The organism is Oxynema mangrovii CENA135 (assembly GCF_016632315.1).
Lineage (GTDB): Bacteria > Cyanobacteriota > Cyanobacteriia > Cyanobacteriales > Laspinemataceae > Oxynema > Oxynema aestuarii.
In genome coordinates this window covers 3,566,624-3,585,021 of the sequence record NZ_JAEOXH010000001.1, presented here as the reverse complement: position 1 = coordinate 3,585,021, position 18,398 = coordinate 3,566,624, and the positions used below count along the sequence as shown (strand labels likewise).

Here is an 18,398-nt window from a genome sequence, read left to right as displayed (position 1 = left end):
GTAACCCCGGTATTACCCACCGGGGTAGTAGGTAGCGACAAAAAGACCCTCGCGGGTCTTGATTGTCGGTTAGCCCTGCTACCGCTAGGTTAACGCAAAGTCAGTTAATCACTCTCTGGGAATTCCTCAAGGATTTTCAGCTTCGCAAGCCCCAATACTGACCCAAGAACTCGACCCGTCGGCCCAGTGTTCCTTTTTCCAAATTGGCGCATTGTGCTTGAGGGTATCGATCGCATACTGGCACGCCGCGAATGCTTCCGACCGATGGGGACACCCCACGGCGACTAACACACTAATTTCACCGACGGACAGGCGACCGATCCGATGGTGAATCGCCATCCGAGTGACCTCGGGCCACGATTGGCGAATTTGGGCGGCAATTTGTCGGAAAATGGCGATCGCCATCGGTTCGTAAGCTTGGTACTCCAAAGCGACGACGGCTTTACCATCGGTTTTGTTGCGTACCATCCCACTCATCACCACGATCGCCCCATTTCCGCCATCATCGACTAACTGATAAATCTCTTCCAGGGATAACGGCGCCAAGCCAATCGCAAAATGATCGTTGACCTGGTGGGGATCCTTTTCGCCAGGAATCGGACTCAACACAGACGGATCGAGCATGGTAAAAACTAGATTGACAGCGATTCAAACTCTCTATTCGATCTTAATTGTCAATCTTAATAATTCTCCGTTTCAATTAACTCCGCTTGTTTTTCAACCCCGATCGCCGTTTTCTCCACCGTCAAACTCGGCTTTACCACAAAATCCACCGTTCCCGTTCCCATCAAATTTTCTTCGGGTAAAACGCGGAACATCGCCACGTCGATGCAGCGATCTAAATAAGTAAAACTACCGTCAACAACTCCGGAAACTCCGGCATTGAGGAAATAAACCCCGGGATTGAGCAAACATTTAAAGCGGAATTTGACGACTAATTTCGTTCCCGCTTCGACGATATTCGTATCTGCATAATCGGAGAACGCATAAGACGCACCGCCGATTTCCATACCGCTAATCGTTTTCACTAACATGCCGAAGCGAACCCGATAGGCAGTTTGGGAGAACTCGACGGTGTAGGTGTAAACGTATTCGTGACGACCGACTAAGTTATTGACTTGTTGGTCGCGCAAGGTGATGATTTTGGGGTCGATAATTTTAGCCCCGCGAGATTCGTAGGCGATCGTTTCTGCGGGTTTCATATCCGGGTCGTAAAAAGCCCGCGCCCCTTGCTGAAAGATCGCCGAGTTGGCCACTTCGCCATGACTGCCGTTCCCCAAATGTCCGTTAATTTCAGTGGCAAAATCGGGAATTTTTGGGGTGAGGCGATCGCGCGTTTTTCCTCGATCGAATGCTCGAATTTCTCGGCGAATCTCTTCAGTTTTTTCCGCCGGAGCGTAGATTAATTTGTGATATTTGTCAATCACTGTTTTCGGGGTATGCGTTAATAGTAATTCCCCGTCGTACATCAAAATTGCCGAGTCGCATAACTCGATGACCGTTCCCGCCGCATGGGAAACAAATAAAATTGTCCCCCCCCGTTCTTGGATCGTTTCCAAGCGAGCAAAACACTTGCGCTGGAAGGCTTCGTCGCCGACGGAAAGGGCTTCGTCTACGACCAAGATATCGGGATCGACACTGGTGGCGACGGCAAACGCCAAACGCACGAACATTCCACTCGAATAGGTTTTTACGGGTTGGTCGAGAAAGTCGCCGATATCGGCAAAACCAACAATATCGTCAAATCGTTCTTCGATTTCCGCTTGGGTTAAGCCCAATAGCTGGCCGTTGAAAAAGACATTTTGACGTCCGGTAAATTCGGGATTGAAGCCGCTTCCGAGTTCGAGTAAGGCGGAAATTCGACCTCGCACGTGTACGTCGCCGGAGGTGGGGGAAAGGGTGCCGACAATAATCTGTAAAAGGGTACTTTTTCCGGAGCCGTTACGTCCGACAATGCCGAGGGTTTTACCTTTGGGTATTTCCAGATTGATATTCTGTAATGCCCAGAATTCATCGGCTCTAGCTTTACCGGGAAAGAGGATTTCTTTGAGTCGATCTACGGGATGTCGGTACCGTTTGAAACATTTGGAAACATCGGTCAGAGAAATTGCGATTTCATCCATTGGAATACTTTCGTAACGAGGGCCGTTGTTGCGCGGTGAGGAGTGAATGTTGGGATTTTAGATTTTAGAGTTTAGATTTTAGATTGAGGTTGGGGAGGGGAGATTGAACGTTGAAATTGTGTTGGATTTGGGGTCAATCTAAAATTGTCGAATCTGGAAAATCTAGGTGAGGAATAAGAAGGGAGCGAAGGAGGAAATGAGAGGAGATCCCAGGAAATCACAGAACGTCGGCAAAGGCGTGTCTGAGTTTTTTATAAGACCAAAAACCGACGGCAAACACGGCTAGGGCGATCGCGAAAGCAACGCCCCATTCTCCCCAATGCTGGATTTCGCCGACGAGAATCGCATCTCGGTAAATTTCGGCGATCGCCGCTAATGGATTTAACCAGAACACCCACCCCCGCCACTGTTCGGGAATCACATTAGCGGGATAGCAAATCGGGGTCAAGTAAAACCATAAGTTGAGAATGACGGTTAGGGTTTGGGGAATGTCGCGCAGAAACACGGTAAATCCGGCGACTAAGTACCCCAATCCCGCCGTCAGCAGCAATTGGGTCACCCACACCAACGGCAGCAAACACAAGGTCGCATGGAGGGTATCGGAGGAAATCGCCAATAGGGCAATCAGTGCCATCAAACCGAAAGAACTCTCGACAAAGGCGGATAGGACTGGCACTAAAGGCAATAAGGCGAGAGGAAAGACCACTTTTTTGACGAGGTTGGCTTGGGCCACGACACTGTTCGCGGCTTGGATCGTGCCACTGGTAAAGGCAATCCAGGGGACTAATCCGGCGAACAGCCACAAGCCAAAGGTCAAGCTGTTTTCAGGTAATCCTTGTTCCGGTAGCTTGACTTTGAGAATGATTGAAAAGACATAGGTGTAAATCAGCAGTTGCGAGAGTTGGTTGAGTAAGGGCCACAAGTTCCCCAGAACCGAGCCTTTGTAACGCGCTTCTAGGTCTCGGCGAACTAAACTCGACAAGAGGTTGAGCTTGAATCCCCACTCTCGCTCGAATGCAGGCAGATTATGGACTTTACCTGCCTTGCGAAAGGCTCCTTTGATGGATCTGACCAATGTTCACTTCCTCACCCACTTAATCAAAAACTGGCGTCGTTGTCGGCCTTTGCTGGAGAACTGAAAAGGGAACGAGCCATGTTTTGGAAGACGCGATCGCCGCGTTCTTTTCTCTAAACTAAACGAGATTTCTCCGGTGACCGCACTCTAGAGTGTAAATTTTTACTTACATTTTTTCAATATTCGTAAAAATTTTAAGGAGCGGCGATCGCCCCTTCTAAGGCGGTCACCATCGCCTGACGCTGTTCGTCGTCGTAACCCCACTTCTCTAGAAAAGATCGGTAAATCCCTTCTCCCGTCCGGGCGCTTTCGAGCATTTGACGGCAGTTTTCCCGTAAAACCGAACTGTTTAAACAACGGATCAAGCGGGCGCTGCGATCGCGCACTTTGGCGGAATCTGCCGCCATCTCGGGGTGATTTTGCCGTTGGTGGGTCAAGACCATCGCCGCCGACATGGAGATATTTTTCGCCAACAGTTCGCCGACAATTTCCTCGGAGGAGGACAAGGCCCGACAAATCTCGGGGGAGGGGCGATCGCTCTGGGGTCTAGAATCGGTTAAATAGGCCACAAAAAAGCCTCGCGCCCCGTCTCGGCTGGCCACTAAGTCTCGCACGAGGGTTTCGATCTCGGACTGGTCGATTTTGCCCGTGTCGATCGCCTCCATCAATTGCTCGGTCAGGGCGATCGCCTCGGCAAAACTAACATTTTCCGGCACAGTTAAAGGTGAATTCATCAGATTAGGGTTTGGAATCAGTTAGCAAATAGAGACTGGTGAATCGGGGAAGTCCCAAACCTGTGGTGCATTCATGTTGCCCGCTTCCCTCACTAGATCCTCAATCTAAAATCTAAAATCTAAAATCCCCAATGGCAATTATTTCATCGAACCAACAGCCAAGCGAACCGAAAAAGCAAATCAAGGCCCGTGAATCTCCCCAGTTATACCAAACAACTGAAGCCTCCTTGCTGGAAGCCGAAGCACAAGCAGACGAGCAAAATAATAACCAGCAAGAAGAAACGATCCGCCCCCAACGCTTGAGCGATTATATCGGTCAAAAAGACCTTAAAGAAGTTTTAGATATCGCCATTCAAGCAGCTAAATCGCGACAAGAAGCCCTCGATCACCTCTTACTTTACGGCCCTCCGGGTTTGGGGAAAACCACCATGGCCTTAATTTTGGCCTCGGAGATGGGGGTCGGTTGTAAAATTACCACCGCACCTGCTTTAGAACGTCCTCGGGATATTGTCGGCTTGCTGGTCAATCTCAAACCTCACGATATTTTATTTATCGATGAAATTCACCGCCTGACGCGAATGACTGAGGAAATTCTCTATCCGGCCATGGAGGATTTTCGGCTCGATATTACCATTGGCAAAGGGACTAGTGCCCGGACTCGTAGCATTCCCTTGCAGCCGTTTACGTTGGTGGGGGCGACGACTCGGGTGGGGGCGCTGACTTCGCCGTTGCGCGATCGCTTCGGCTTGATTCAACGCTTGCGATTCTACGAACCCGACGAATTGGCGGAAATTGTGACGCGAACGGCACAAATTTTGCAAACTACGGTGACGCCAGAAGGCAGTGAAGAAATTGCCCGTCGTTCTCGCGGAACGCCTCGGATTGCAAACCGTTTGCTCAAGCGAGTGCGCGATTATGCCGAGGTCAAGCAATTTGGCGAAATTACCGCCGAAGTGGCCGAAGAAGCCTTAGAACTCTTTAATGTGGATCCGTGTGGTTTGGATTGGACCGATCGCCGTTTGCTGACGGTGGCGATCGAGCATTTTAGAGGCGGTCCGGTCGGTTTGGAAACCTTGGCGGCGGCGACGGGTGAGGACGCCCAAACCATTGAGGAGGTTTACGAACCCTATTTATTACAAATTGGCTATTGGAATCGCACCCCACGGGGTCGCGTCGCTACGGCTGCGGCTTGGGAACATTTAGGATATACGCCGCCGGACGAGCAGTTGAGTTTGAGATTTTAGATTTTGGATTTTACTACACCACAGGAGGATTTCTATTCTCCTTTCCTCTTGTGATTCTTACTTTTTGCCTTTTGCCTCTACTATAAAAATTCAGCTATTCAACAGATTTTTATGATTCGCGCTATTGTCTCGTTATCGATCTTGGGATTAACCATTATCCTGTTGTCTTTCGGTGGTGCTTTGCCAGTGGCGGCAGGGACTGGGGATCTACTCGATGCAGAACAGTTGACCCAGTTGCAAGAGATAGAAAATAAGGCTTTTTCAGCGACAAATCGGGGCAATTTTGAGGCGGCGGAGGATTATTGGACTCAAATGCTCGAAATCATGCCGGAGAATCCCGCGTTGTGGAGCAATCGGGGGAATTCACGGGTGAGTCAGAATGAGTTGGAAGGGGCGATCGCCGATTTTAACCGGGCGATCGAATTGATGCCGGAAGCGCCGGATCCCTATCTCAATCGCGGGACGGCTTTGGAGGGCTTGCAACGTTATGAGGAGGCGATCGCCGATTATAACCGGGTTCTGGAACTCGAACCGAACGATCCGGCGGCTTATAACAATCGCGGTAACTCCAAAGCGGGTTTAGGACAATGGGAGGAGGCGATCGCCGATTTCTACAAAGCTACGGAACTCGCCCCCCAATATGCATTCGCCCAAGCTAATTACACTCTCGCCCTCTACCAAACTGGGCAGCAAGAAACTGCTATCCGTTCGATGCGCGCCCTAGTTCGCAAATATCCCAAGTTCGCCGACATGCGCGCGGCCCTCGCTGCAGCTCTCTGGGAAACGGGAAAACGCGGGGAGGCGGAAAGTCATTGGGTCGCGGTCACGGGTTTGGATTCGCGCTACAAGGATTTGGAATGGGTCGCTAATATCCGCCGTTGGCCCCCGTCAATGGTGGCGGCGTTGCAGAAGTTTATTAAGTTGCAGTAGGGGAAAAGTAAAAGTCAGTAGGGAATAGGTCATAAGCTGTTAGACATTTAAACTGCATGAGTCAAACCCGTGAAGTTCCTATGAGACTGTTTATAAAAAAATATCAAAAAATCTTGTAGGGGTTTGGTCACCAAACCCCTACAGGACACTATGCATTCTAAAAGATAAACAGCTTAGTAGAAATCTTCCTACGGTACACTCATCTTGCCTGCTTACCCCAGCCTCAATCTACAATCTCTCCTATCACCTCTGGAGTCAGTTGTTCCACATTGTCTAAAACGATCGCCGCCCCAGCATTTTTCAAGTTCTCGCCATAGTCGGCTTGTCGTTCCGGGCTGTGGTGGACGTGGGGCGGTAACACGCCGACGCCTACCCAGGTTCGTTCCGGTCGTTCCTGTTGCGCTTTCGCGACGGTGTAGAGGTCGGCGACGGTATCGCCGACGTAAATGACTGGAGCATTGTTATGACAATTGTGATGTTCTTCAACCTGGGCGATCGCGTCGAATAGACCCGTCGGATCCGGTTTGCTGGGGGCGTCTTCCATCGCCACTACGACGGGCTGTTTTAATTTAAGGGCGCCTTCTAAAATGTAAGCGGCTTCGGCGCGCATGGCTCCACTAAAAAAGCCCCAGCTCATCCCGGCGTCGGTGAGGCGATCGAAATAACCGTTGCTGACGAGTAAAGGTTCTTGACAAATATAGCCATTCATGGTATCAAGATCGGTGCCGCGATAGCGAGATTGGAAGAAAGCGACGAGGGCATCGTAATCGAGGGTGCGATCGCCTCGTGCTTGTCCGCATTGCTCGAAATAGCGGTAGACTAACTCTTGGGAGGCGTGCCAATCGTTATTCCAGCATCCCTCGGACTTGAGGCGATCGATATCGTCTTGAGAAGGGCGATAGGCGCCCTCGGTAAACGCTTCGACCGTATCGGCGATCGCCCGTCGGTAAGAACCACTGACATCGCGGATCACCCCATCAATATCGAAAATCACGATCGCCGAGATCTTAGCTCCCATAATGCTCCCTTTCCCTCCTCAACCCTCAGAAAACTTGTGAATTCAGACAACCGATCGACTCTCCCTATTTTAGGGGTGCGATCGATTTTCTAACTTTTTTTCGGAAAAATTGACCCATCCGTTCGGAGAGTAGGGTAGGATAGGAGATCGTACAGATCCTTAGAAACGTAGCAACCCATTTGGGAGGTTGGATTGGCGCAGTTTATCCTCAAAGTTCTCTGGTTAGAGGACAACGTAGCACTCGCGGTGGATCAAGTGGTCGGCAAAGGGACTAGCCCTTTGACTTCATACTTCTTCTGGCCTCGGAACAATGCCTGGGAGCAACTGAAGAATGAGTTGGAATCTAAGCACTGGATTTCCGAGCACGATCTGGTTGCCTTGCTCAACAAAGCGACCGAAGTTATCAACTACTGGCAAGAAGAAGGCAAAAATCGACCGATGTCGGAAGCTCAAGATAAATTCCCAGAAGTCGCCTTCACCGGGAGTAGCTGAATCCGGCTATTTCCGAATTGAAAGTGGCGGATATTCCCCAAGCGGAGTATCCGCCGCTCGTTTTTCTCTCGAGGAGGCGATGGAGGTTGCGATCGCCCGAAACAGGAGTCACGATAGAAGTTGAGTAGATCGACTCAACAGGAATAACTCTGATGACTGGAACGGTTCAACCTTCTTTATCGAGCGAGCAAATCGCCGTTTGGTTGCGTGGCTTGCTCACCATCGCCTGGGCTGACGGTCATTTCGACCCGGAAGAACAGGAACTCATTTCCTCCCTCACTCAAGAAGAACTAGCCCCTTGTGTAGATTTGGGAGAGATCGAACAAGTCAGCGCCGCCGAACTGGCCAAAGTTTTAGGCAAGGATGGGACCGTCGGCGAGAACTTTTTGCGGACAGCCGTCATGGTTGCCCTAGCCGATGGGGTCTATTCTCCTTCAGAAGCCGATAAAATCCACGAATTTTGCGAGGCTCTCGGCCAAAACGAGCATATTCTCGACGCCTTGCGCCATACCCTCTGGGATGGTTCCGAAGCTGGCGCGCAATCTGAAAGCGACAGTTCGGCGCAAGTTCCCAAACCGCCGGAAGGATACGACCCCTCCAAACCCCCTGGGGTGGACGTTTTAGCTCCCGTGCGCCACTGGCTCGACGATCTGGACATCCACGATCCGAGATTGGCGCGCTTCTTGTGCAAAATGATTCCCCCACAATGTCCCTTCGAGCGCGATATTACCCTCTTCGGGCATAAGGTGGTTCATATTCCGCCGATGTGCAAACTCAACCCCCTTTACGAACAGTTAGTCGGGTTGCGCTTCCGCTCTTTATCTTATTTAGCGGATGAATGCCAGGAGGATGTCTCGAAATATTGTTGATTTTCCCTAATTCTCCCTCGAAAACGGTCGATCGCCCCTTGTACCCGTGGGGGCTGTACTGACCTCCAGATTTATTGTTTTTAAAAAGATCATGCAATTTATCGATTGCGCTGAAATTGAAGTCGAAGCCGGAAAAGGAGGGGACGGGATCGTTGCCTTTCGTCGCGAAAAATACGTCCCGGCGGGCGGTCCGGCGGGCGGGAACGGCGGGCGAGGGGGTTCGGTGATCTTCGTCGCTGCCGAAAACCTGCAAACCCTGCTCGATTTTCGTTATAACCGCCAGATTAAAGCTGAAAATGGCAAACGGGGCGGTCCGAATAACTGCACGGGCGCCAACGGGCGCGATCGCCTCGTCGAAGTTCCCGTCGGTACGGTAGTCTACGACGCCACCACCGGAGAAACGATCGGCGATCTGGTCGAAATCGGTCAAACCTTAGTCGTCGCCGAAGGCGGAAAAGGCGGCTTGGGAAACAAGCATTTTTTAAGTAACAAAAACCGCGCTCCCGATTATGCCTTACCCGGACTCGACGGCGAACAGCGCCTGTTACGACTGGAGTTAAAATTACTCGCCGAAGTCGGGATCGTCGGCTTGCCGAATGCAGGCAAGTCTACCCTAATTTCTGCCTTGTCTGCAGCCCGTCCTAAAATTGCCGACTATCCTTTTACCACCTTGGTGCCGAATTTAGGGGTGGTTCGCAAACCGACGGGAGACGGAACGGTATTTGCGGATATCCCCGGTTTGATCGAAGGGGCCCATGAGGGGGCCGGACTCGGTTATGAGTTTTTGCGCCATATCGAACGCACGAAAGTGCTGTTGCACTTGGTGGACGTGACGGCGGCAGATCCGATCGCCGATTACGAGACAATTCAGCAAGAATTGGTCGCCTACGGGCGTGGTTTGAGCGATCGCCCGCAAATTGTCGCCCTCAACAAGCTCGACGCCACCGACCTCGATGGGGACGCCCTCGACGCGATCGCCGCCGAGTTAGAAGCGCGAATCCCCGGCCCGATCTTCCGCATTTCGGCAGTGACGCGCGCCGGACTCGACCCACTTTTACAAGAGATCTGGCGCACCCTCGACGATCTGAGCGCGCGCGACGTTGCGGTAGAAATGCCCGTTTTCAACCCTTGACATACTCCCTCAAAACGAGCGAAATGAGTCCGGGATTAACGGTCGCGACCGAAGGAATCGTAGACCGTTTTTGACATTTGACGGATCAACTCTTCCCCTTGGGGGTCGTTGTGGGGGCGCTTGACGAGGGTCGCAATCAGATAGCGTTTGCCGTCGGGACGGTCTACTAATCCCGCATCGGCGATCGAGGTGCCGATATCTCCGGTTTTATGGGCGATCGCCGCATCTTTACCCAAGCCTTGGGGCAGTAAAGAATCGTTGACGGTGGCGGTGAGGATGTCGAGGAGGCGATCGCGCGATCGCAGCGACACCAATCCCCCTTGTTCCACCATGCTCATCAACTGCACCAAATCCCGAGGACTGGTCGTATTCGTTCCTTCTAAATCCGGCAGGGGATTGCTAATTTGGGTCGAACTCAGACCCCAACCGCGAAACTGCTCGTTTAAAATCTCCGCGCCGCCGAGCAAGTCGATCAGCATATTGGTCGCCGTGTTATCGCTGATCGTAATCATTTTAGTCGCCGTTTCCAGGGCGCTATATTCCGTTCCCGGCGCGGAATAGCGCATGTCTCCAGACCCCCCCGCCACTTGTTCGGCTTGCATCGTCAGCATTTGGTCGAGGCGGACTTTACCTTCGTCTACAGCTTGAAAAAAGGCAATCAGAATCGGCAGTTTGATCGTGCTGGCGGCGGAAAAACTCGACGACCCGTTGAGATCGACATAACCCCCCGTGTCCAAATCGACGACAAAAATTCCGGGGGTCAGATCGGCGTGAGGGGCAGCCAATCCTTGCAATTCAGTTTTTAAGGCGCTTAACTCCCCGGTCAACTGCAAAATCGGCGGGGCGCTCAAGCGCGAAATTGCGGCGCGATCGACCACTTCAGTCGATTCGCTGGCTTGGGAATTCGATCCTTGCGCCTCGGCGGAATAACGACTCGCCGGATCCCACACCGAGAGCAAAGTTCCCGCCAAGACCCCCAAACCGACGCCTAAAATGAGCAGGCGGGTGCCGTAAACGAAGGGGGAAGTCCCGCGCGATCGCGCTTTTTTCGGAGTTTTGCTCCGCGATCGCCGCTCCCGTACCGGGGAGGGTTTGGCGGTATCGTTTTTCGAGGGGCGCGCACGAGATCGGCGCGTGCGGCGATCGCCCCCTTTCTCCTCCGACGGATTGCGGCGACTCTGACCGACGGTTGACGACGAACTGCGCTGTCCTCGGGGGCGATCGAATGGGCGAACCGTTCCCGATAAATGGGAAACGTGCTGGCGCCAGCTCCCGTCTCCTCCCCGAGAACTCGAACCGTCGTAGCCTCCCGCCGCCGCGATCGCCGGGTTAGACAGTTCTTGCAATTGGGCGCGATATTCTTGGGTGCGCTGTCTTAAGCGTTGTTGTTCTTGAGCGAGTTGGCGACGTTGGCGAGGGCGATCGCTGCTGCGTCGGTCCCCCCCCAGATCCCCAGGGGGGTTCGCCGCACGCCGACGACGCGAACGCCGAGAACGGCTTTTGTCCTCGTCGATCGTGGATTGAGAAGGAACAACTGACAAAAATGACCGAGTTGGAAACCGTTGAGCCACACCTCACTCCTTTTTGATTGACGGTTTTTAGACCCTCGACGCTTCACCCGGCGGGGTGTCAAGCGATCGAACGGGTCGCTCGTAGCTAGGCTGGAAATTCCCTTAAGTCCTCACCTCGTGACGGATGCGTTCCCAGGGCGTCCGGGCGAATCTGTAGGGAGCATTTCACTCGGCGTCTCGGGCGTCGCGATTCTCCTGGGGAGACGCCACGCGATCGCGATTCCGGTGCGATGACGGTTCGTCCAGACTCGAAGACCCTTCGGGAGAGTCTTGCGACGTTTTTAGCGTACCACCAACCCGCCGATTCTGGGCGATCGCCCATTCGACCTGTCGCAAAATCCCCCGCAACATCGCCACTTCATTACGATCTAATCGAGCGCGGTTGTACAAACGCCGGAATTTTTCCATTCGTCGTTCGGCAGTATGCGGGTAAAGATAGCCGATATCGAGTAATAGGGCTTCTAAATGCCGATAATACTCTTCTAACTGGTCGATTGGCACCGGGACGGAATCGGGGGGGGCTTCAATTTGAGTGGTTGGCGCTGGCGATCGTTCGATCCCGCATTCGCTTTGATACAGTTCGTAAGCGCAAACTCCCACTGCTTGAGCCAAGTTCAGTGAGGAATAAGCGTCACTCGACGGAATTTGAACGAAGCGCTGGGCATATTTGAGCTCGGCATTATTCAAGCCGCGATCTTCCGGTCCGAAAATGAGCGCGGAGGGCGTATCGAGTAACCAGGGTAAAGCCAATCGCGGATGTTCTAACTTCGTCGGTAAGGACCGCGATCGCCCCGTCGTCGCGATCGCCTTGTGGCACCCGGCTAAGGCGTCGCGCAAACTCGGCACCTGGCGGGCGTTTTCTAAAATATCCACCGCATGAACCGACATTTTAACCGCCTCCGGATCGAGGCGATCGCACTGGGGATCGACCAATATTAATTGGGATAACCCCATATTTTTCATAATCCGGGCGATCGACCCCACGTTTAACGGTCCGGCAGGTTGAACTAAAACGATCCGAATATTTTCTAATCCCATGGGTATGCTTTTGGGAGATTCTAGGCTCTGCGATAATAGGCCACACCACAGATCGACGCCAGCAACAACCATGCCAAAATATTCACTCTCGCGTCAAAAAGGATGACATCGAGGAGGTGGAAGAGGATGCAGGCGGCAAAACCGACTAAATAACTGAAATAAATCCCGCGATCGTCGCTCAGTTCGTCACCCGCCGATCGCTCCGGATGAGATCGCGGCGGTTCCGGGGGCCAATCGCGCAGTAGCAGCCAGCCTCGGGCGTAACCCCAGCCGACTAAGGTGGACAGGGCGATCGTGGCGGGAAAGCCTGTTTCGGCGGCGAGCATTAAAAAGAGGTTGTGCGGGTGACCCATCCAAATCCCCATTTGGTCGCGATACAGTTCGGTAAAGTTCCGCAAACCCCACCCGAACAGGGGGCGATCGCCTGCCATGTTCCATGCAAATTGCCATTGGGTGATCCGTAAGGTTTCCACCGGGCGATCGGGATAGAGGCGATCGCTCAACCGCAGCCAGAAATAGGCCGGGACGATCGCCCGCAAGCCCCGACCGACGGGATCCGGAGCAAACGCGGAACCGAGAACCGCACTACTCGCCGCGACGACGATCGCCACCAAAGCGCGCCAGCCATGATACAGGGCAAACGCCAAACCTGCCAGCACCGCGATCGCCCACGCATTGCGCGAGTTGGTCAGCACCAGCGCCACCGCATTCCCCAACACCGCCAGGGTGAGAAAAATCCAGCGCTGCCAGACGATCCCGCCTTCTTCACTCGCATTGAGATCGATGGTGCGGACGATGCGCGGATCGCGCGGGTCGCGGACTTTTTCCGCCCGGGGCGAACGCCGTCGGAGAACCTGCACGGCGCGCCACTGCTCGAACCACAAGCCGAGTCCCAGAATTAACGTAATCAGAAAATAACTCGCTAACACGTTGGCATAGGCGAACACCGACGCCATCCGACCGGGGGGCGTCCCCGTCGCTTCCAATCGCCAGTCTAAAATCGGCCAGAAGGTCACCGGACCGGACCAGCCCCAGAACAGTTGTCCCCAACCGATAATCACCACGGGAACGGAGGTGACGATCGCGATCCAAGCGATCCGCCGCAGTTGGGCCGGAGTGCGCACGAGCGCGGAAAAAGCGGCAAAAAAGGCGAAAAAGGGCAGAAAGTTAAATAAGCCCAGAAAAGCGGCCTGTCGGTATTCGGCGAACAGAGTCCCCCCGACCAGCCACAGACCGAGGACGGCCAAGCCCCGATTGAGCGATCGCCGATGAATTTCGCTCGCACAATGTTTCCAAGTTTCGACCATCGCCCCCACGAGGGCGATCGCCCCGACCAGGGGACTCATCGGCAACACTAACAAACCGAATTGAGCCGCTTTCCACGCTCCTTGCAAGCGCGCTTCCGGGTGACGACACCGGGAAGAATCGAACGCCGACGGCACCCACGATCTCATCGTTCGCACCTCATCCGAGCGATCGCCCTCGTGCAACCGTTCACGCCAGTTCCCAACATTCGCCCCGGGTCAGTCGAATTTGAGCTAAGGTGAAAATCGTCGGCAGGATCCGCCCGTAGTTCGTGGCGATCGTTCGCCAGCCGAGATCCGCCATAAACCACAGCCACAACGCCGGACCGATCGCCGCAAAAATCGTCCGAACCGCGCCATAACGGGCCGCCGTCAGGGTCATTCCCTGTTTTGCCGTTTGCAGGGTCACGTAGTTTTGGAACTGCACCGCCGCCGCCGTCCCCCCTCGGACTAAGGTTTGCTTCGCCATTTCGTAACGCGCGAAGTGAATGGCAAATTGACGGGCAATTTCTTTGAGAACCAAGGGTCGCAACACCGAGGTCACCGCTAAGGCGCTCCCCCCTTTAAATATCAAACGGATCGGATCGTTCTGCACGGATAAGGGTAGGGGTTTGGGAAATTTGGAGGTCGCCAGCGATCGCTGTACCCGCAAGGTCAACCTATTTTTTTCCGATTCCGGTAACTGCTTCCAAGTGCGTCCGAGTAAGTTTAGAAAAACTTCCGCTTCCAGATCGGTAGTCGAGAGGCGATCGCTATAAGTAATTTTTAAATAGCGACAGACCCGAATGAGGGAATCTCGATAGGTGACTTGATGGGTCTTCCCCCTCATTACCGTCAAGCCATCGGCGGCTAAGTAGCGAAAACGCTGCTCGATCGCGTCCAACCAGAATTGGCGATCGCGACTTTGCACGTCGATCGGTTCTGGCGTATTCACGTAATCGACCGGGTTCAAACCCCGGCGAAACAAAACATCGGTGATTTGCTGTAATTCTTCCTCGGTCGCCAACTCTAGCGCCGCTCTCAGTTCGTCCACCGTCTCCTCCTCCCCAATCTTGTCTAGACCCTCTGCTCCAGCCGCAGAATTCCGATCTCATTCTACTACTTGGTTTGAGGAACTCAGGAGTGACAAGGGGGAAGCCAAGAGCCAAAAGTCGGGAATACGGAGTCGGCAGGGGTTAACTTCCTGACTCAGTCCCGATTGCCTCCCTTCCCCCATCTAAAATCTCAAATCTAAACTTCAAAATCTCCCCAACTTAAACTCGTCAAATTTCACGACCTCGGATTCCGGTTCTCTCGTGTCGAAATAATAACTCCTCACGACTCCTTTATCGGTTTCTAAAATAGAGAAAACCGTCAGATCGTTGCTGGCGATATAGGGCTGAGCTTGACCCCGTTCGTCTAACAAAGGGGCGATCGTCGGGGCGATCGGTTCTAAACCATTGGGATCTCCTGTTGCTGCATAATCTTCCCGATAATTATCCGGAACTTCCCGCCGTTGTTCTCCCCAATAGGCGCCGTAACTATTGCCTACATTAGAAGATTCTAAAAAATGGATTCCTCCGGGACTTTTAAAGCGGTTCCATAAATGAGAATGTCCGAAAAAGACTAACTGAACTCCGGCGGTTTCTAACAAAGGCATCAGATCGCGAATAAGATAATCCTTTTCTCTCGGATACTCGTAGCGCACGGTAATTCGTCCGATCGCGTCGGTATCGAATCGCCGAACGGGGTCGGTATAGGGAGGAACGACATTACCGCCGAGAGAATGGGGGGGATGGTGAAACATGACGATTTTGTATTTCGCCTGTTTGAAAGCATCACTGTCGAGTTCGGTTTGAAGCCATCGATATTGTGGACTTCCTTTGTGGATCGGTTCAAAAAGATGTTGGCCGTGTCCCCAGTTTTCCGGTTTGTCTAAATCTTGTTCTCGTTCCCGATAGCGTCCTTTGGTATTGGCGGAAAGTCTCGGCGATCGCCACATATTGGTAATGTAGAGAACGACGAGACGAATGTCTCCAAAGGTCACTGCATAATAATTTTCTCCGTTGCCCGTTTCTGGAAAACTGAAAATTTCTCGGTATGTTTCCGTGTTGAAACTATTGTCAAAAATCCAGCGATCGCGGAAGGCGAGATCGCCTTTCGGATTGAGCTGTTCGGCTTGTTCTCGATAAAATTCTGCGGCAATCTCCCGAGGAAAGGAATTGTCAAATTGTTCGTTTAAGCTTTTAGTTTCCGAAAATCGACCCATCACTTCGTGATTTCCGGCGGCGGTAAATAATGGGGCATATTGAATTATTTTTCCACCTTTGTAGAGGGTTTTTGTATTATTCTTTTCAAGCTGATAATGACCGCGACCTTGTAAATTCGGGAAGAAAGCACCGCCGCGATTGTCGTCAAACCATTCCGAGGCGCGATCGGGAATATTGACTAAATCCCCCGCGAGAAAGACCGCATCGACCCGACCGACTGTTTCTACGACTTTTTGCAAATTCGCTGCGGTCATCGGCATCAGTTGGTGGTCGGAAGTGAGCAAAATTTTGGTCGGCGTTCCCGGTGTGGGTGCGGCGGTGAGGCTGAAAATGTCGCTACTGACGGATCGACCGTCTTCGCGGGTACTGGTGACGCGATAGGGAATCCGTTTTCCGGGTTGGAGATCGAGCAGTTTGGCTTCGTGTCGCCAGATCTGGCGGGGAGTCGGTTGCGAGTAGATTTGACTGTCTTGCGTTTGATTCCCGACGCGAGAACGAGCATCCTCGCGGGTGCGGCTGAGTTTGGTGGTGGTGGCGCCGACCGTGTGGGTGAGATTTTCGCCGTAGCTGACGCTGTGAGTGGAACCGGGAAATTCGGTAAACCAGACGACGCGAATGGCGTTGTCTTCAGGAAGTTGTAGGAAGGGGTCGCTCAAGAGTTGGGGGGGAAAAGCCATAGGAATTGCAAGAGCTAGAACGGCGATCAAAAATAAACTGAGCCAGAATAAAAGCACGAAGACCCTCAGCCGACGGAGAGAATGGGAGGGAATTTGAAAGCTTTCGGGAGTGGGAATCAGCATGAGGTTTAAAATTGCAAATTCAGGCTCAAGCGAGAGCAGAGAAGATTTAAAATGGCGCTAAAGACGGGATCGAGAAGGTCAAGGAGGGTTGACGGGCGTCTTCACGGAGGAGAGCGAATGAACTTTCATAGTTTACAGAGAATGTTTTTTTCGCTTTGATAGAAAAATATTTAGGGCAATTGAGAAAAACATTTAGGGACGATTGAAAACGGGCGATCGCCTGGAGGAGGCCAAGACGAATCGGGGAGTTTCCTGACTTGGCAAATCCAGTCAGGGAAAGGTAAGGAAAGTGTGAAGGAGTCACCTGCGATGAGCGATCCGTTTGTACTGGCGATCGGTTTGTTAAGCCAACTGCAACGCTCGGATGCGACACCGGATTGGATGCCTGTGGCGGCCAATCCGCCGGGATTTCGGTTCGTATCTCCCCAAGCGGAGGAAGATTTGGCGATCGCCGAAATCACGCCGACGGTCGAAATTCAGCCGCCTGAATTTAGTCAAACTTATCGGTTGGGTGCCTCTACCAATTTAGAGACGAATCATTTCGAGACAAATCATTTCGAGGCGAATTATTTCGAGGCTAATGGTTTAGAAACGGGGGATTTCAAGGCCAATCCTGTAGAGGTCAATCGTTTAGAAACGAATTTAGAAACACATAATTCAGAAACGAATCGTTTCGAGTATGCCTTGTGGAAACCGTCGGCCAACCCCGTATCACCGCAACAGGTTTCGCAGGGAGGGGTTCCGGTCGAGGCGATCGCCTACGCTCGTTTGGCCGCTCCCCGTCCGGTGTCCGGTCCGCAATTGTACTTACAGCGTTGGGCCGCACTGCAAGCGGGACAGACCTATACTCGCTTACCGGGAGATAGTTTTCATTCGGCGTGGATGCAAGCCTCGCGACAGCCGACTTATGAAGATTGGAAAGAGTTACTCGCCTGTGAGGCGCAGGCGATCGCCTCCGGACAGGGATCGAATCACTTATCGATTTTATTGGGAGATTCTATCAGTCTGTGGTTCCCTCAAGAAGGATTGCCCTCGGGTAAGTTGTGGTTGAATCAAGGGATTTCCGGGGATACGTCCGGAGGGATTTTAGAGCGATTGTGGGCTTTTGCGGACACGCGACCGGACACGATTTACTTGCTCGCCGGGATCAACGATTTGCGCCGAGGATTGTCCGATAACGAGATTTTGTGGAATCAGCGCGCGATCGTGCGCCGTTTGAAAGCGACTCATCCCCAAGCAGAGATCGTGATTCAGTCAATTTTACCGACGCGCTTAACGGAAATTCCTAACGATCGCATTGGCAAAATTAATCAAAAATTGGCGGCGATCGCCCGGGAAGAAGGGGTGCGTTACATGAACCTCAACGCTTTATTTGCCGACCGTTTCGGCAATTTGCGATCGGAGTTAACCACCGACGGACTCCATCTCAATCAAAATGGCTATCAGGTCTGGCAGCAAGCTTTACATCGAGCCGAGTCGTGGATTGCCCTCCATCGCGATCGCTGAAGGACGACCAGAGGCGATCGTGGCCTCTTGAAATCCTCGGGCAGACTCGTTACCCTGGCTTTACATTCACCGGGAAAAAGCAACGAAAAAATACCACTTGAAAAAGACTCTCGGCACTCAAGCCCCCAAAGTCTTTGGTAAAATACACAAAAATTTGGTCGCTAGGGTTGAGTTCGACGATTCCACAGATCGAGAGACTCGGCTTCCGGCACCAAAATAGCAAGATAGACGGTATCTAAAAATACCTCTAAAACTCTCTCCTACGAACCAGCAATCCCCTGGTCGAGTAGGACTTTAGGATGCGATCGCCCGG

General features: G+C 52.6%; 16 protein-coding genes. 6 read left to right on the top strand and 10 right to left on the bottom strand.

All coding sequences use genetic code 11. From position 1 onward, the window contains the following. Positions 1–126 precede the first annotated feature (126 nt). The 4 genes from JJD41_RS13990 to JJD41_RS13975 all read right to left on the bottom strand — a co-directional run bounded on the left by JJD41_RS13990 (position 127) and on the right by JJD41_RS13975 (position 3,932). Positions 127–624, bottom strand: a complete 498-nt coding sequence (locus tag JJD41_RS13990; RefSeq protein ID WP_200666900.1) for a molybdenum cofactor biosynthesis protein MoaE — start codon at positions 622–624, stop codon at positions 127–129. 56 nt (positions 625–680) lie between these two features. Beyond that, on the bottom strand, positions 681–2,123 hold the full coding sequence (locus JJD41_RS13985; protein WP_200666898.1) for an ABC transporter ATP-binding protein: 1,443 nt from the start codon (positions 2,121–2,123) through the stop codon (positions 681–683). A 217-nt stretch (positions 2,124–2,340) separates the two neighbouring features. Next, positions 2,341–3,186 carry an ABC transporter permease gene (locus JJD41_RS13980; RefSeq protein ID WP_168571707.1) on the bottom strand — a complete coding sequence of 282 codons (846 nt, stop codon included), beginning with the start codon at positions 3,184–3,186 and terminating at the stop codon, positions 2,341–2,343. A gap of 206 nt (positions 3,187–3,392) precedes the next feature. Further along, positions 3,393–3,932 (bottom strand): hypothetical protein, encoded by a 540-nt coding sequence (locus tag JJD41_RS13975; protein ID WP_200666894.1) that lies wholly within the window; start codon positions 3,930–3,932, stop codon positions 3,393–3,395. Between the two features lie 131 nt (positions 3,933–4,063). On the opposite strand from JJD41_RS13975, the gene ruvB reads away from it, so the two are divergent. Next, positions 4,064–5,176: a Holliday junction branch migration DNA helicase RuvB gene (gene ruvB, locus JJD41_RS13970; RefSeq protein WP_200666892.1), complete on the top strand. Its 1,113-nt coding sequence runs from the start codon at positions 4,064–4,066 to the stop codon at positions 5,174–5,176. 111 nt (positions 5,177–5,287) lie between these two features. Beyond that, positions 5,288–6,106, top strand: coding sequence for a tetratricopeptide repeat protein (locus JJD41_RS13965; RefSeq protein WP_200666890.1), 819 nt, complete (start codon positions 5,288–5,290; stop codon positions 6,104–6,106). 223 nt (positions 6,107–6,329) lie between these two features. On the opposite strand, the gene JJD41_RS13960 is transcribed toward JJD41_RS13965, so the two are convergent. Further along, the gene (locus JJD41_RS13960) at positions 6,330–7,124 is read right to left on the bottom strand and encodes a TIGR01548 family HAD-type hydrolase (RefSeq protein ID WP_200666888.1); all 795 of its coding nucleotides are present in this window, start codon (positions 7,122–7,124) and stop codon (positions 6,330–6,332) included. 192 nt (positions 7,125–7,316) lie between these two features. On the opposite strand from JJD41_RS13960, the gene JJD41_RS13955 reads away from it, so the two are divergent. The 3 genes from JJD41_RS13955 to obgE all read left to right on the top strand — a co-directional run bounded on the left by JJD41_RS13955 (position 7,317) and on the right by obgE (position 9,617). After that, the gene (locus JJD41_RS13955) at positions 7,317–7,616 is read left to right on the top strand and encodes a 30S ribosomal protein PSRP-3 (RefSeq protein ID WP_168567796.1); all 300 of its coding nucleotides are present in this window, start codon (positions 7,317–7,319) and stop codon (positions 7,614–7,616) included. 152 nt (positions 7,617–7,768) lie between these two features. Next, positions 7,769–8,485 carry a Mo-dependent nitrogenase C-terminal domain-containing protein gene (locus tag JJD41_RS13950; protein WP_200666886.1) on the top strand — a complete coding sequence of 239 codons (717 nt, stop codon included), beginning with the start codon at positions 7,769–7,771 and terminating at the stop codon, positions 8,483–8,485. A gap of 91 nt (positions 8,486–8,576) precedes the next feature. Further along, positions 8,577–9,617, top strand: coding sequence for a GTPase ObgE (gene obgE, locus JJD41_RS13945; protein ID WP_200666884.1), 1,041 nt, complete (start codon positions 8,577–8,579; stop codon positions 9,615–9,617). A gap of 35 nt (positions 9,618–9,652) precedes the next feature. Here the strand turns inward: obgE and JJD41_RS13940 are convergent, their stop codons facing one another. The 5 genes from JJD41_RS13940 to JJD41_RS13920 all read right to left on the bottom strand — a co-directional run bounded on the left by JJD41_RS13940 (position 9,653) and on the right by JJD41_RS13920 (position 16,456). Next, a complete protein-coding gene (locus JJD41_RS13940; RefSeq protein WP_200666882.1) occupies positions 9,653–11,158 on the bottom strand; it encodes a serine hydrolase in 1,506 nt (501 codons plus the stop codon). A gap of 195 nt (positions 11,159–11,353) precedes the next feature. After that, complete coding sequence (locus tag JJD41_RS13935; protein WP_200666880.1) at positions 11,354–12,226, bottom strand: RNA methyltransferase; 873 nt, start codon at positions 12,224–12,226, stop codon at positions 11,354–11,356. Between the two features lie 20 nt (positions 12,227–12,246). Next, complete coding sequence (locus JJD41_RS13930) at positions 12,247–13,680, bottom strand: O-antigen ligase family protein (RefSeq protein ID WP_200666878.1); 1,434 nt, start codon at positions 13,678–13,680, stop codon at positions 12,247–12,249. Between the two features lie 40 nt (positions 13,681–13,720). Continuing rightward, complete coding sequence (locus JJD41_RS13925) at positions 13,721–14,563, bottom strand: YaaW family protein (protein WP_200666876.1); 843 nt, start codon at positions 14,561–14,563, stop codon at positions 13,721–13,723. Between the two features lie 204 nt (positions 14,564–14,767). Then, positions 14,768–16,456, bottom strand: a complete 1,689-nt coding sequence (locus JJD41_RS13920) for a purple acid phosphatase family protein (protein ID WP_234488630.1) — start codon at positions 16,454–16,456, stop codon at positions 14,768–14,770. A 432-nt stretch (positions 16,457–16,888) separates the two neighbouring features. Between JJD41_RS13920 and JJD41_RS13915 the strand changes: the two genes are divergently transcribed. Then, positions 16,889–18,085 carry a GDSL-type esterase/lipase family protein gene (locus JJD41_RS13915; RefSeq protein ID WP_234488629.1) on the top strand — a complete coding sequence of 399 codons (1,197 nt, stop codon included), beginning with the start codon at positions 16,889–16,891 and terminating at the stop codon, positions 18,083–18,085. The last annotated feature ends 313 nt before the right edge of the window (positions 18,086–18,398 follow it).